This window comes from Rohdeia mirabilis, assembly GCA_007750655.1.
In the GTDB taxonomy this organism is placed as follows: Bacteria; Planctomycetota; UBA1135; order UBA1135.
In genome coordinates, this window is the sequence record CP036290.1 from 3,057,486 (window position 1) to 3,071,447 (window position 13,962).

Here is a 13,962-nt window from a genome sequence, read left to right on the forward strand (position 1 = left end):
CGGCGCCGAGCGCTGCTACGGAAGGATCCCCCGAGGAGCACACGAACAGGGGCGCGCGCGAGGGAACCGGTCCCCTCGCGCGCGCCCCGCTGCGTCGAACGTTCGGTGTTCCGCGTTCGGTGCGGACTCAGAACTCGCGCGGAGCCACCATCTGCTCGGGGCGCACGGCGGCGTCGAACTCCTCGCCGGTCATCAGTCCGAGCGCCGCGCATGCCTCGCGCAGGGTCGTTCCGTCGTTGTAGGCCTTCTTCGCAACCTTCGCCGCGTTGTCGTACCCGATGTGCGGGTTGAGCGCCGTGACGAGCATCAGGGAGTCGCGCATCAAGCTGTCGATGCGCGCGCGGTCCAGCTCGATCCCGGCCAGACACTTCTCGCGGAACGAGTCGGCGCCGTCGGACAACAGTCGCAGCGACTCGAGCACGTTGTGCACGATCACGGGCTTGAACACGTTGAGTTCGAAGTTGCCCTGGCTCCCCGCGAAGCCGACCGTGACGTCGTTGCCCATGACCTGGACGCACACCATGGTCAGCGCCTCGCACTGGGTCGGGTTGACCTTGCCGGGCATGATCGACGACCCCGGCTCGTTCGCCGGGAGCTTCAGCTCGCCGATGCCGCAGCGCGGGCCCGATCCGAGCCAACGCACGTCGTTCGCGATCTTCATGAACGCGGCGGCGACCTGACGCAGTGCGCCGTGGAACCCGACGAGGGCGTCGTGGGCCGCGAGCGCGGCGAACTTGTTGAGCGCCGTGCGGAAGGGCAGGCCGGTGACCTTGGCCATCTCGCTGGCGAAGCGCTCGGCGAATTTGGGGTGCGTGTTGAGCCCCGTCCCCACCGCCGTGCCGCCCTGGGCCAGTTCGTAGACCGGCTCGAGCGCGGACTCGACGGCGCGGATCCCGTCGCGGACCTGGCTGGCGTAGCCGCCGAACTCCTGCCCCACCGTCAGCGGCGTGGCGTCCTGCAGGTGCGTTCGACCGATCTTGACCACGTCGTCCCAGGCCTCGGCCTGGGAGTCCAGTTGGGCGGCCAGCGCCTCGAGCGCCGGGATCAGCCGTTGTTGAGCGCGCTCGACCGTCGCCACGTGCATCGCGGTCGGGAACGTGTCGTTCGAGGACTGCGAGCGGTTGCAGTGGTCGTTCGGGTGGATCGGCGACTTCGAGCCGAGCACGCCCCCGCGCAGCTGGATCGCGCGGTTCGAGATCACCTCGTTGGCGTTCATGTTGCTCTGGGTGCCCGAGCCCGTCTGCCAGACGACCAGCGGGAACTGGTCGTCGTGGGCACCGTCGACCACCTCTTGCGCCGCCTTCAGGAGCGCTTCGAAGTCGTCGTGCTCGAGCGCGTCGAGTTCACCCAGTTCGCGGTTCACGCGCGCGGCGCAGAGCTTCACCAGACCGAGGGCCCGAATCATCTCGCGCGGGAAGACGTGGCCTCCGATCTCGAAGTTGCGGCGTGAGCGCTCGGTCTGGGCACCCCACAGGCGGTCGTTCGGAACGTCGATCGGGCCAACGGAGTCGGTCTCGGTACGGGTCGTCATGCCAGCGACGGTAGACACGGCCGCGGGACCCTTCAAGCGCGGGCCACGAACGAGCGAGCGGTCGCCGCCGACTCCTTCCCCGTTCCGACCGATCGCGGCGACCCGTGCGGGTGCCGCGGCGCCCGTCAGCGCTGGGCCCGTTCGGGGACGACCTCGTCGCTCCCGGTCGAGCGGGCTCCGGTCCCCTTCCACCACTTCCGCCAGTCCTCGATCCCCTTGGCCCGCTCGCGCGGATCGCCGTTGGGTTCGAAGCGGAAGCTCTTGCCCGTCAGCAGGCGCAGGCTCATCACGGACGCTTCGCGCACGCTCGGCTCCACGTCTTCCAGGGCGTCGATCAGCGGGCCGATGGCGACCTCGTTCCCGAGATCGCCGAGCACCCGCGCGGCCGCCATGCGCACGAACAGCTCGCTGTCCTCGAGGAGCGGCACCACGTACTCGGCCGCCTCGGGGTCGTTGCTGGCTCCGAGCTCTTCGACCGCGTTCCAGCGTTCGCCGTCGTCGTTGCTCGAGAGGCTGCCGACGAAGACGAGCCAACCGGGCTGGGCCTCCGCCGCCTCGCGCTTGACCTCGGCCGGCGGTTCGACGGCCACCGGCGCGGTCTCGAGCACCTCCAGCATCGAGCGGGCCAAGAGCCCCAGGTCCTGGCGCAGCGCGGTCAGTTCGCTGGACAGCGCCAGGAAACGCTCGTCCTCGCGATTGCGCGCCTCGACGTCGTCGACCGGTCGCGCGCGCAGGTCGTCCGTCACGAGCAGCAGTTCCTCGAGCAGGCGCGGCACGTCGGCGTCGCCCGACTCGACCTCGTCCTCGATCGCTTCGAGCCGCGCCAGGATGCGATCGAAGCGGTCGTCGCCGGCGCGATCCGCGCGGACCTGGACGAGGCCGTGTTCGAACGCGCGCTCGAGATCGGCGATGCGTCCGTCGAGCCGCAGCACCTGGCCGGCCACGTCGCCCTGGACCCGTCGCTCGGCGTCGGCGACGCGATCGACCGCGAGGACCCCCACCAGCGCGACGACGCCGACGCAGGCCGCCATCAGCCACAGGACGCTCGAACCGGAGGACTGGGGCACGTGCGCCGCCGACACGTGCGCGCCCGACGCGTGAGTGGGCTTCGAGTGGGCCGCCGCGGGCGCGACGTGGCGCGTCATAGCGTCGTCGCAGCGCCGACAGACGAGGCGCTGACCGTGGCGCTTGGCGCCGCCCTGATCGAGATCTCCGATCGGGACCGACTCACCGCAGATGTCGCAGAACTCGATGTCCATGGGTCAGGTGCCGACTCGGGCAGGTGGACGGGACGATCCCGCCGCACGCCGGTGGACGGCGCGTGTGATAGCAGAGTGCCCCCAGCGGGCAACAGGCACGCGAACCCTTCATCGCGAGAGCCCTCGCCGCCCGGCGCTGGGACGGCTACCCTGCCACGGTGTCGCCCGCTCCTCCCCACGACGACGCCGACCCCTCCAGTGGCGCTGGACCGCTCGGCGACGGCCCGCTGCGGCTGGACGAGCGGCTGATCGCCGCCCTGGACACCATCGGGCACGAATTCCAGGCCGACTTCTTCGCCCGGGCGCTGATCGGTCGCGACGACGACGTCGGACTCCTCGGCGACCTCGCCCACGCGCTGACCCGCGTCGGCCGCCACGAAGAGGGCCTCGAGATCGACCGCCGCGTCGTCGAGCTGGCGCCCGAGGATCCGACGGCGCACTACAACCTCGCCTGCTCGTTGAGCCTGACGGGGTCGCACGAGGAAGCGCTGGCCGAACTGACTCGAGCCGTCGACCTGGGATTCAGCGACCATGCGCTCGCGCGGACCGACCCGGACCTCGAAGCGGTCCGGAACGATCCGCGCTTCGGCGAACTGTTCGGCGGCGCCTAGGCACCGGTGCCGGCGGGCGGCTCAGTCCTCGAGCGACGTCGGAGCGCTGGGTCCGTCGGTGCTCGGCACGGCGAAGTCGACGCGGGGCGGCATCGGCTTCCCGGAGTACTTCAGCCACCAGCGCTCCCAGGCCTGGATCGCGAGTTCGCGGTCGACGAGGTCGCCGCGCGGATCGAACTGGATGCGTTCCTTGGTGATCTCGCGCAGGGCCTGGTCGCAGAGTGCGCGCGTGTAGAGGCGCTCGTCCTCGAGACCGCGGATCAGCTCGGGCAGCGTGCTCCAGTCGCCCAGACGCGCCAGGGTGCGCGCGCGTTCCAGGCGCAGGTCCTGGGTGGCCTCGGCCGGATTCCAGTCGATCTTGTGGATCTCCTCGACGAGGCGACCGTCGCGCGACGCGCCCATCGCCGAGTAGGCGGACGTGGCGACCGCGGTCGACGGATCCTGCGCCAGTTCGATCAAGAGGTCGTAGGCCGGCTCACCGACGTTCGCGAAGTAGCGGATGAGTTCGAGCTTCTGCAGGCCCTTGGCCCACGGCAGCTGCTCCGCCGCGTCGCGCAGCTGTTGCTCGAGGATCGGCGAGGCTCGAACCCATCGCGTGTCCGACAGATCGCTGGTGGACGCGTTCTTCGTCGTCGAGCAACCGAGGGCGACCGAGAGGGAGAGGGCGAGGGCGAGCGCCCGGAGAGTGACGTGCTTCATGTGGCTTGGACCGGCCCTCGTCGGAGGAGGGGCCGTGAAGCCCTTGTCATCGGGCCGACCGACCGGATCGCTTGACGGTCCAACGCCCCACTCCAGGAAGCGGGAGTGACGCGAGCAGGGCCAACAGTCCGGCCAGGCCCAGGACGTACGGGGCGGCGGGGTGCCCGGAGCGCTCCTGCCCGGCTCCGGCCGCCTCGGCACCCGCCACGGGCAGCCCCGCGAGGACGAGCCGCTGTCCGGGACCGCGCAGCTCGCGCGGCGGGCGCGCCGGGACCGGCCAACGCCCCAGACCCTCCACCTCGAGCCAACCGCCGTCCGCGCTGGCTTCGAGCACGCGCAGGTCGGCGATGGCGGCCCGGTACCCGTCGGGCCCGGACTCGAGCCGCACCGCGAGCGCCTTGTCGCGCCCGACCGTCCGCAGCTGGCCCACCAGGGTCGGCTGGTCCACGTCGGCTCCCGTCAGCAGGAGGCCGCGGTCGTCGCGAACGAGGCGCGGACCGTCCTGCGGCGCACGCCGTGCCAGGTGGCGCAGGATCCCGCCGTAGGTCTGCGACCGAAAGCGCAGGTCGGGGATCCAGTCGACCTCGCCCGCCAGCGACACGACGCGCCCCAGACCGACGGACCACTGCGCACAGAGCGGATGGTCGTCGCCGTCGACCAGAAGGACCTGGGCGGCGTCGCGCGCGACGGCTCGCGAAGCCCGCTCCCACTCACCCATCACCGGCGGCAGTCCGAGTTCCGCTCCAGCGTCCGTGCGTCGCGCGCGCAGCGGACCTTGCAACAGGCGTTCGAGCGCGGCCGCGTCGGCCACCGCGCGGCGCAGGTCGCTCGCCGCGGGTTCGAGCCGACGCTCGGGCGCGGGCACGAGCGCGGCCAGGAACTCGCGGTCCACCTCGTTGCCGATCGCGACCGAGTACAGCGTGCAACGCACGCGCGCGAGCTCGGCGCGGATCGCTTCGACCCGGCGTCCGACGTTGGGCGTGTCGATGTCCTCGCGCCCGTCGGTCAGGAGCACGACCACGGCGCGGCGCGGCTGTGCGGCGTCGATCTTCGCGATGCGTTCGCGCGCCCATTGCTCGAGACTGCGCACGATCGACGTCTCGCCGCCGGGGGCTCGGAGATTCGAGAGCCAGGACTCGGCGGCGGCCAGCACGCGGTCGTCGAACGCGTCGCCCGCGCGGACCTCGAGCGAACCGGCGATCAGCCCGTCGGTGAACACCGTCACCTCGAGACCGTCGCCCGGCGGCGTGGAGAGGAACAGGTCGCGCGAGGCGCTCTGCACGGCGGCGAACGGTTCGCCCTCCATCGAGCCCGAACCGTCCAGCAACAGCACCACGTCGCGCGGTTCGTCGCCGGGCGGCACGCACACGAGGGGCAAAAGATCGATGCCTGGACCGCGGTCGCGCGCCACGTGCTGGGTCGGTCCACCGATGGTCAGGAGGCCGCCGCCGGCGCGCACCCAGGGGTCGAGCGTGTCGAGCGGAAGATCGGCGGGCGGGACGTCGACGGCCACCACGAGATCCAGCTGACCCACGAGGCCGGCCAACTCGCTCGTGAGCAGCGTCTCGAAGCGCGTGCCGGGAACGTTCGCCTCGAGACTCGTCGCCAGGGCGCGCGCGCGATCGAGACCTGCGGGGCGCGCGATCACACCTCCCACGAGCACGCCGCCGACGCGCAGCGTGCGTTCGAGCACGTCGTTCTCGGGCGCGGCGTCGCCGGCGAGTTCGATCCGCGCGCGCACGACCCACAGTCCCGGCGGCGGCGGCGCGAACTCCGCCAGGTGGCGTTGGACGTCCGCGGCCCCGGTCGCGTCGGGGGTGAACGGCACGGACCACGTCGCGACGCTCACGCCGGTGGACGGATCCATGAGATCGACGCGCACGCGCGCTGCGGTGCTTTCGTCGTCGGTCGCGAGCGGGCCCGTCCGCGCCACCTCGAGACGCACGGCGAGCGGCGCGCCCTCCTCGATCGTCGACGGCAGTTCGAGGCGCGCCAGTCGGACGTCGGCACGCGTCGGCGGCGGCGGTTCGACGAGTTCGACCCGGATCCCCCGTCGAGCCAGGCGCGCCAGGGTCTCGGCCGCGCCCTGTGGATCGTCGCCGACCTCGCCGTCGGACAACCACACGAGACGTCCGCCGCGACCGCCCGTGATCCACGGTTCGATCGCACGCAGCGTCGCTGCCGTGTCGGTGGCCAATGCGCTACGACCGGGCGGAACGGCGTCGAGCGGCGCGCCGCCGAGCAGGTCGTCGAGCAGTTCACGCCCGGTGCGCCGCGACCGGACCTCGGACCCGCCGTCGGCGAAGGCGACGACCCAGGTCCCCGCGCCGCGTCGTTCGGCCGCGCGCGCGAAGGCCTCGACCTCGGCGCCGACCCACGCACTCCACTGGGGACGCGTGCGACGCACGGAAGCGGACACGTCGATCAGGCACACGTCGCGCGGCTCGTCCGCGGCCGTCGGACGCGGCCAGGCCAGGAAGGCTCCGAACGCGGCCAACAGAGCCGCCGCCACGAGGGGCAGTCTCAACGGGATCCGGCGCCGCCGCCGTTCGCGCCCGCGCTCGCTCCGTCCGTCGCACCGACGACCGGGGCGCGCCGCAACCAACCACCGCCGATCAAGCGCTCGCCCAGGTAGAAGGCGGCCCCCTGTCCGGGTGTGACGGCCAACTGCGGCTCGGCGAAGCGCACGTGCGCGATGCCGTTCTCGACGCGCAGTTCGGCCGGAGCCGCGTCGTGGTGGTAGCGGATCTGGACCTCGCACTCGAGGCGCCCGTCCTCGGGAGCGTCGACGCCGATCCAGTTGAGTTGGTCCACGTGCGCCTCGAGCGTCGTGCACTCCTCGCGCGACCCGAGGACGACGGTGCCGGTGGACGGTTCGAGATCGACGACGTACAGCGGTTCGACGCGACCGCCGACGCCGTGGCCGCGGCGCTGGCCGATCGTGTAGTGCTCGACGCCCTCGTGCTGGCGCAGGACCGCGCCACTCGTGTCGACCATGCGACCGGGCGTGAGTTCGACGCCCTGCTCCTCGAGCAGCGCGCGGTAGTCGTTTCCGGGCACGAAGCAGATCTCCTGGCTGTCGGGCTTCTTCGCGGTGCGCAGTCCGGCCGACTCGGCGATCTCGCGCACCCGCGGCTTCGTCAACGCGCCGAGCGGAAGTCGCGTGCGCGCGAGGTGCGGCTCGGAGACGGCGAACAGTTGGTAGGACTGGTCCTTGCGCTGGTCGACGCCGCGGCGCACGTGCACGCGGCCGTCCTCGACGTCGATGCGCGCGTAGTGACCGGTCGCGACGCCGACCGCGCCCAGTTCGTCCGCGAGCTCGAGCAGGCGATCGAACTTGAGGTCGCGGTTGCAGACGGCGCACGGATTGGGCGTGCGGCCCGCGCGGTACTCGTCGACGAAGTAGCGGATGATGTGCTTGAACTCGCGCGCCAGGTCGACGGCCTGGAACGGAACGTCGAGACGAGCCGCAACCATCCGGGCGTCGCGCGCGTCTCCTAGGGAACAGCAGGACTTCTTGGCCGCCTCCGCCTCGCTGACCTTCACACCGTTGCGCATGAACAGACCGACCAGGGGGTGGCCGCGCTCCTTCAGCATGAAGGCCACGGCCGAGCTGTCGACGCCGCCGCTCATGGCCACGACCATGCGGTTCGCGGGGTCGTCGCAGTCGCCCCGCCCGAGGGCCGCCGCCACGGCGGTCCGGCGCGCCGCGTTGGCCGTCCGCACCGCTGCGGTGCTCGATCCGGCGGTACTCGATGCGGCGGCGCTCGATGCGGTGGCGCTCGATGCGGTGTCCGTGCCGGGGCCCGCTCCGGCCGTGTGCTGCGTCTCGTCGACCATGTGCGCGCCCATCATGGATCACCACGCCCACGACGTCTTGGGTTCCCCCGCCGTTTCCAGCAGCGGCGGCGCGAGCGCTGCGACCGACCGCGCTCGCGCCTTGAACCCACCCGGCCCAGCGCTACCCTCGTCGCCCTCGATCCCCGGCGGCGCCCACGCTGGCGCCGCTCGTCCCGGTCAGGTTCGTCCCTGCGGCGGGGATCCCCAGCCGCCCACTCTCGCTGTTCGAGTCGCCAACGATGCTCCAGGCCCCGCTGCTCCAGGCCCCGACCTTCCTCGCCGCCACGCCGACCCCGGCCGTCCTCGTCCCGACCGACGCGGCGACGGCGAGCCGCGTCCAGGACCCGGCGCCGACGGAGACGACCGCCGCTCCGGCCGCCGAAGAGGGTGCGCCGGTCGGCGAGCCCGAGGGCCTCAACCCGATCTTCCTGGTCGTGATGATGGTCGCGATCTTCTGGTTCGTGGTGTTCGCGCCCGAGCGGAAGAACCGCAAGCGCCAGAAGGAGATGCTCGACGCCCTCACGAAGGGCGACAAGGTCATGACGACGAGCGGACTCCTCGGAACGATCGTCCAGGTCATGGACGACGTGGTGGTGCTGCAGGTCGACGAGGGCGTGCGCCTCAAGTTCACGCGCGCCGCGGTGCAGACCAAGATCGAGCCGAAGGAAGACGGCGAGAAGGCCGCGAAGTAGGACCGAACGCCGGCGACGGGTCCGATCGCGACCGGTACGGCCGAGACCGGTACGGCCGAGATGGGTACGGCGATCGCCTGTGCGAGCGGCCCGGCCAACGGAGATCGAGCGGCGCCGGCGCGGAGGCGGGGCCGAACGAGCGCGCTGCGAGCCCGGGCGGATCCTCTGCGCGCCGCACCGCGTCGATCGGGACCGTGTCGAACGCCGCCCGGCGCCGCGTGCGCTCGGCGCTGGCGCGACGGCGACGCGAACGGCGCGCCGCACCGACGCGGCCGAGCGAACCCGCCACCCCGCGACCTTCCCGAGACAGCAACGGGACCGGGTCGGCGGCCCGGCTCGCCCGCGCGCGGACGCGGTCGTGGCGCTGGGTCCCCGCCGCGCTCCTGCCCCTGTGGCTGCGCACGACCGAACCGCGCCAGGTGGACCTGGGGCCGCTGGGCGAACGCCTCGCCGCGCGGCTCCTCGCGCGCACGGGGCACCGGATCCTCGCGCGCAACGTTCGCATCGGCGGCGTCGAGGTCGACGTCCTGGCGCGTTCGAACCGCACCCTGGTGCTGTGCGAGGTGAAGGCCTCCCGTTCTCGGCTCGACCTGCCGCTGGGCGCGCGACGCTTTCGACCCGCGGATCGGGTCGGGCCGGCCCGACTGGAGCGACTCGTCACCGCCGCCCGCGGTCTGGCGCGCTCCTCGGGCTCGGCGGCCCGGGTGGACCTGATCGAGGTCTGGATCAAAGGCCCGCGGCGCCAGCTGGAGTACGGATGGCGGCGGGCGGAACGCGGTCCGACGGAGGCTCCGGACACGGTCGAGCGCGCCTGGGAGGAGCTCCCACCGCCGTAGACTGTCCCGCCGCCAGTCGCGCACTCCGTGGGAGGCTTCACTCAGGTCCTCCCGCGGGTCGAGGAGAACAGACCCCGGCCGGCGCGCCCCGATGCTCCACGTCCTCCGCCACTACCTGCCGATCAGGAAGGCCCTCCTGATCGTGAGCGACACCGTGCTCCTTGCGGTGATCGTTGCCATCGGCATGACGGCGCACCTGTGGCGCCCGACCCAGACGGTGCTGCGGGCCCTGGCCGAGGAGGGCACGACCCTGGGCGACGCGGAACTGCGCTGCGCACTGTCCGCGATCCTCGTCGCACTCCTCGCGCAGGTCGCGCTGTACCTGAACGAGCTCTACGACTTCCGCGTCACGACGAGCCGCTACGACCGCTTCGCGCGCTTCCTCTCGGCCGCGGGCCTCGGCGTCGCGCTGGTCATGCTGGCCCTCGGTGCCTCGCGCATGTGGGGTTCGGGCGCACTGCTCGAGTTCCCCGGCCTGACGCTCTCCCAGGTCGTCCAGTCGCTGATCGCGGCGCTCCTGATCGGCTTCGTCGTCCTGTTCTGGTGGCGGCGACTGTTCACGCGCCTCTCGGGACACTTCAACCTGGGCGAGAGCGTGCTCATCCTCGGCGACGGCGACCTCGCGCGCACGCTCTACAGCGAACTCGGGCGCGCGGCGGACGCTGGCTACCGCGTGCTCGGCGCCCTGCACTCGGCGCCGGGAGCGGACGAGACCTCCGAGGACCTGCTCGGTGGCGCCGCGCGCTTCCAGGAGGCGCGCGCGCTGCGTCCGCGACAGAGTCGCAGCAGCCAGGCGGCCGCGCTCGCGCGTGCGAGTCACACCGAGCCCGCGATGGAGGCCGCGCGCTCGACCGACGCGTCGAACTCCGGCGACCAGGAAGCGAACACGTCCATCCCACAGGTCATGGTCCTGCCCGGCGAGACGCTCGAGGGCGTCGCACTGCGGCTCGGCGTGGACACGATCGTCGTCGCGCTCGGCGATCGGCGCGGCTCGATGCCCACGACCCAACTCCTGCGCGCGCGCCTGGCGGGGATCGCGGTCGAAGAAGCCGAGTCGGTCTACGAGCGCGTGACCGGCAAGATCGCCGTGCGCGCCATGCGGCCGTCGTACCTGATCTTCAACCGCGGCTTCCAACGCCACCCGTTCCAGGACGCGGCCAAGCGCTTCTTCGACGTGGTCTCGGCGCTCGCGCTGCTGCTCTTCGTCTGGCCGCTGATGATCGCGACCGCGATCGCCGTGCGCATCGACTCGCCCGGTCCGATCCTGTTCAGGCAGGAGCGCTCGGGTCGCTTCGGGAAGCCGTTCGTGCTGGCGAAGTTCCGCTCCATGCGCGCCGACGCCGAGAAGGGCACCGGCCCGGTCTGGGCGAGCAAGGACGATCCGCGCATCACGCGCGTGGGCAACTTCATCCGCAAGACGCGCCTCGACGAGCTGCCGCAGCTGTTCAACGTGCTCGGCGGTTCGATGTCGATGGTCGGACCCAGGCCCGAACGACCGCACTTCATCGAACAGCTCGCGGCCGAGATCCCCTACTACCACCAACGCCACATCGTGAAGCCGGGCGTGACGGGGTGGGCGCAGATCAGCTACCCGTACGGCAACACGGTCGAGGACGCGGTGCAGAAGCTCCAGTTCGACCTCTTCTACATCAAGAACCACTCGGTGCCGTTCGACCTCTCGATCCTCGTGGGCACCATCAAAACGGTCCTGCTGCGACGCGGCACCTGACGGCGACGGACGCCTTTGATCCGCAGAGGCTCCACTTCCGGCACCGTCGCACATCGAGAACCACTCGGTGCCGTTCGACCTCTCGATCCTCGTGGGCACCATCAAAACGGTCCTGCTGCGGCGCGGCACCTGACGGCGACCGACGCCTCCGACCCGCAGAGGCTCCACTTCCGGCACCGTCGCACATCGAGAACCACTCGGTGCCGTTCGACCTCTCGATCCTCGTGGGCACCATCAAAACGGTCCTGCTGCGGCGCGGCACCTGACGGCGACCGACGCCTCCGACCCGCAGAGGCTCCACTTCCGGCACCGTCGCACATCGAGAACCACTCGGTGCCGTTCGACCTCTCGATCCTCGTGGGCACCATCAAAACGGTCCTGCTGCGGCGCGGCACCTGACGGCGACGGACGCCTCCGACCCGCAGAGGCTCCACTTCCGGCACCGTCGCACATCGAGAACCACTCGGTGCCGTTCGACCTCTCGATCCTCGTGGGCACCATCAAAACGGTCCTGCTGCGGCGCGGCACCTGACGGCGACCGACGCCTCCGACCCGCAGAGGCTCCACTTCCGGCACCGTTGCACATCGAGAACCACTCGGTGCCGTTCGACCTCTCCATTCTTGTGGGCACCATCAAGACGGTGCTGCTGCGACGCGGCACCTGACGGCGACGGACGCCTCCGACCCACAGAGGCTCCACTTCCGGCACCGTCGCACATCAAGAACCACTCGGTGCCGTTCGACCTCTCCATTCTCGTGGGCACCATCAAGACGGTGCTGCTGCGACGCGGCACCTGAGCGACTGCGACGGAAGCGGCGCGAGCTCGATCGGCCTTGCGCGGTCCACGACTCGGGGTGGCGGATCGTCTTCCCGCCGGATCGTCGTCGCGCCGGGGCTTCGTCGCGCCGGATCGCGGCTCTCGCGAACGCCCGCCGCACGCCACAACCCGTGCACGCCATCGAGCTTGGCTCCGGCGCACGCTCCCGCACCCGCCGCGGCGCCGCGCTCGCGCTGAGACCGGGCTGGCGCACGATCGACCGGCCGTCTAGCCTGGGGGCGCTCCTCGCCAAGGGAAGTCGGTGCGAATCCGACGCGGTCCCGCCGCTGTAAGTGGGGACGAGAGCCATCCGGTACGCCCGCGGATCACCCGATCCGCGCACGCACCGCGACGCCACTGGAACGGTTCGCCGGTCCGGGAAGGTGATGGTTCCTCGGACGATCCACGAGCCAGAAGACCTGACGACGAGCCTCTTCACGCACGCCCTCGGGATTCGGGGCGTCGGGAGCCGTGCCAATGGGACCGGTCCGCACCGCGGAGCGCCCGGCGGACCGGCGCGCCGACGTCCGACGACTCGCGAGCGCGCTGCGTCCACCCCCACTCCCTGACGCGCCGCCGCGATGAACGGCGGCCCGAGGCACCATGAACTCCATCTTCCGCGCCGGGTCCGTCCCCGCGCTCGTCGTCGCTCTCTTCGGCTCCGCCATCACCGCACAGGTCGCAACGGCGCAGGACACGCCCCGCGACGGCTTCGCGCTCACCGCGTTGGCCTATCCCGGTCAGGCGACGGTCGCAACCCTCTCGAACGGTGACGTCGTCGCCTTCGACGGATTCAGCGTCGACCGCTACGACGCGACCGGTTCGCTGCTTCAGAACCTCACGGCCTTCGCGAACTTCAAGTTCGGCAGCTTCATGCTCGTGGACCCGAGCGAGACGTTCGTCGTCCTGGGCGAGAGCTCGACCCAGAACCTCTACCGGATCGAGCTCGCCGGCGGCGGCACGACCGTCCTCGCGAACCTGCCGAACAACTACGACGCCGTCCGTGAGTCGGCCACCACCATCGTCGTCAGCGCCGCGAGCAGCGGATTCAGCGCGGACAACGAGGTCTGGCGTGTGCACACGACCACCGGCGTCGCGACGCTGCTCGCAACCATCGTCGGTCCGTCGGGCCCCGTCGCCATGGACGCTGCGGGCGACCTGTACTACGGGACCGTCGGCACCAGCTTCCCCGCGCCAGCGGGATCGTCGGACATCCTGCGCTTCGACGCGGCCGACCTGACGGGAGCGCCGGTGCTCGATGCCAGTGACGCCACGGTCTTCGGCGCCGGGTTCGACGGCGCGGGCGACCTGGTCTGCGACGCCGCGACCGGCAACGTGTACCTGGCCGAGAACGACTTCTTCGACGGTTCGAACATCGTCTTCCAGGTCGGACCGACCCGGGCCCTGTCGCTCGCGGTCGTCGACGGCGCGATCTTCAACGCGATCGGTGGACTCGAGTTCTCGGCGGGTACCTCGCCGGCCGCGTTCGCACCGTTCCAGCCCGCGTTCGGCGGCACGCTGCGCTACACGACGACCGACTTCTTCTCGACCTTCGAGCGCACGCAGGTCGAACCGGCGCGCCCGGAGGTGAACTTGGTCGGTCCCGGAGTCAGCGGGCCCGGTGTGTTCTCGGTCCAGCTCTCGGAAGCGCCGAAGAACGGTGTGGCCGTCTTCGTGTTCGGTGTGCAGAGCCTGTACACGCCGCTCGAACTGCCGTTCCTGTTCGGTGGCGCACCGGTCTTCAGCGGCATCGACGTGGGCACCGCGATCATCGGCCCGATCGTCGGCACGAGCGCGAGCGGCACGGCCCAACTGAACTACACGAACGACGGCACGCTCGGCGGCACGGCGGTCATCCAGGCCATCTGCGTCGATCCGCTCTTCGGGATCGTCGGCAGCAGCACGACGGCCGCTCTGTAGTTCGCCGCGCGCGACCGCTCGCCAGCG

At 71.4% G+C, this 13,962-nt stretch carries 10 protein-coding genes and 1 riboswitch; of the genes, 5 read left to right on the plus strand and 5 right to left on the minus strand.

Annotation, left to right across the window (positions count from 1 at the left end; genetic code table 11):
* Positions 1-127: 127 nt before the first annotated feature.
* Both fumC and Pla163_RS11400 read right to left on the minus strand, forming a co-directional pair.
* Positions 128-1,531, minus strand: coding sequence for a class II fumarate hydratase (gene fumC, locus Pla163_RS11395; protein ID WP_145188151.1), 1,404 nt, complete (start codon positions 1,529-1,531; stop codon positions 128-130).
* A 125-nt stretch (positions 1,532-1,656) separates the two neighbouring features.
* Positions 1,657-2,790: a HEAT repeat domain-containing protein gene (locus Pla163_RS11400; protein WP_145188154.1), complete on the minus strand. Its 1,134-nt coding sequence runs from the start codon at positions 2,788-2,790 to the stop codon at positions 1,657-1,659.
* Positions 2,791-2,948: 158 nt separating this feature from the next.
* Here Pla163_RS11400 and Pla163_RS11405 point away from each other — a divergent pair, with 158 nt between their 5' ends.
* Positions 2,949-3,401 carry a TPR end-of-group domain-containing protein gene (locus Pla163_RS11405; RefSeq protein ID WP_145188158.1) on the plus strand — a complete coding sequence of 151 codons (453 nt, stop codon included), beginning with the start codon at positions 2,949-2,951 and terminating at the stop codon, positions 3,399-3,401.
* Positions 3,402-3,422: 21 nt separating this feature from the next.
* On the opposite strand, the gene Pla163_RS11410 is transcribed toward Pla163_RS11405, so the two are convergent.
* Genes Pla163_RS11410 through mnmA form a run of 3 tightly spaced genes read right to left on the minus strand, consistent with a single transcriptional unit; the run spans position 3,423 to position 7,940 of the window.
* Positions 3,423-4,100 carry a HEAT repeat domain-containing protein gene (locus tag Pla163_RS11410; RefSeq protein WP_145188161.1) on the minus strand — a complete coding sequence of 226 codons (678 nt, stop codon included), beginning with the start codon at positions 4,098-4,100 and terminating at the stop codon, positions 3,423-3,425.
* A 46-nt stretch (positions 4,101-4,146) separates the two neighbouring features.
* On the minus strand, positions 4,147-6,627 hold the full coding sequence (locus tag Pla163_RS11415; RefSeq protein ID WP_419185832.1) for a VWA domain-containing protein: 2,481 nt from the start codon (positions 6,625-6,627) through the stop codon (positions 4,147-4,149).
* Positions 6,624-7,940: a tRNA 2-thiouridine(34) synthase MnmA gene (gene mnmA / locus Pla163_RS11420; protein ID WP_419185833.1), complete on the minus strand. Its 1,317-nt coding sequence runs from the start codon at positions 7,938-7,940 to the stop codon at positions 6,624-6,626. The genes Pla163_RS11415 and mnmA overlap by 4 nt, the downstream gene beginning before the upstream one ends.
* A gap of 239 nt (positions 7,941-8,179) precedes the next feature.
* On the opposite strand from mnmA, the gene yajC reads away from it, so the two are divergent.
* The 4 genes from yajC (at position 8,180) to Pla163_RS11440 (ending at position 13,935) form a co-directional block, all read left to right on the plus strand.
* Positions 8,180-8,632, plus strand: coding sequence for a preprotein translocase subunit YajC (gene yajC, locus Pla163_RS11425; RefSeq protein ID WP_145188167.1), 453 nt, complete (start codon positions 8,180-8,182; stop codon positions 8,630-8,632).
* A gap of 194 nt (positions 8,633-8,826) precedes the next feature.
* A complete protein-coding gene (locus Pla163_RS11430; protein ID WP_419185834.1) occupies positions 8,827-9,468 on the plus strand; it encodes a YraN family protein in 642 nt (213 codons plus the stop codon).
* Positions 9,469-9,559: 91 nt separating this feature from the next.
* Positions 9,560-11,197, plus strand: a complete 1,638-nt coding sequence (locus Pla163_RS11435) for a TIGR03013 family XrtA/PEP-CTERM system glycosyltransferase (RefSeq protein WP_145188170.1) — start codon at positions 9,560-9,562, stop codon at positions 11,195-11,197.
* 1,070 nt (positions 11,198-12,267) lie between these two features.
* A riboswitch (cobalamin riboswitch) is annotated at positions 12,268-12,436 on the plus strand.
* A 182-nt stretch (positions 12,437-12,618) separates the two neighbouring features.
* The gene (locus Pla163_RS11440) at positions 12,619-13,935 is read left to right on the plus strand and encodes a hypothetical protein (protein WP_145188173.1); all 1,317 of its coding nucleotides are present in this window, start codon (positions 12,619-12,621) and stop codon (positions 13,933-13,935) included.
* The last annotated feature ends 27 nt before the right edge of the window (positions 13,936-13,962 follow it).

What these genes read in the sequence shown, in the direction of transcription:
- fumC (WP_145188151.1), bottom strand. Translation starts at nt 1,531, where the DNA reads ATGACGACCCGTACCGAGACCGACTCCGTTGGCCCGATCGACGTTCCG.
- Pla163_RS11400 (WP_145188154.1), bottom strand. Translation starts at nt 2,790, where the DNA reads ATGGACATCGAGTTCTGCGACATCTGCGGTGAGTCGGTCCCGATCGGA.
- Pla163_RS11410 (WP_145188161.1), bottom strand. Translation starts at nt 4,100, where the DNA reads ATGAAGCACGTCACTCTCCGGGCGCTCGCCCTCGCCCTCTCCCTCTCG.
- mnmA (WP_419185833.1), bottom strand. Translation starts at nt 7,940, where the DNA reads ATGGTCGACGAGACGCAGCACACGGCCGGAGCGGGCCCCGGCACGGAC.
- yajC (WP_145188167.1), top strand. Translation starts at nt 8,180, where the DNA reads ATGCTCCAGGCCCCGCTGCTCCAGGCCCCGACCTTCCTCGCCGCCACG.
- Pla163_RS11435 (WP_145188170.1), top strand. Translation starts at nt 9,560, where the DNA reads ATGCTCCACGTCCTCCGCCACTACCTGCCGATCAGGAAGGCCCTCCTG.
- Pla163_RS11440 (WP_145188173.1), top strand. Translation starts at nt 12,619, where the DNA reads ATGAACTCCATCTTCCGCGCCGGGTCCGTCCCCGCGCTCGTCGTCGCT.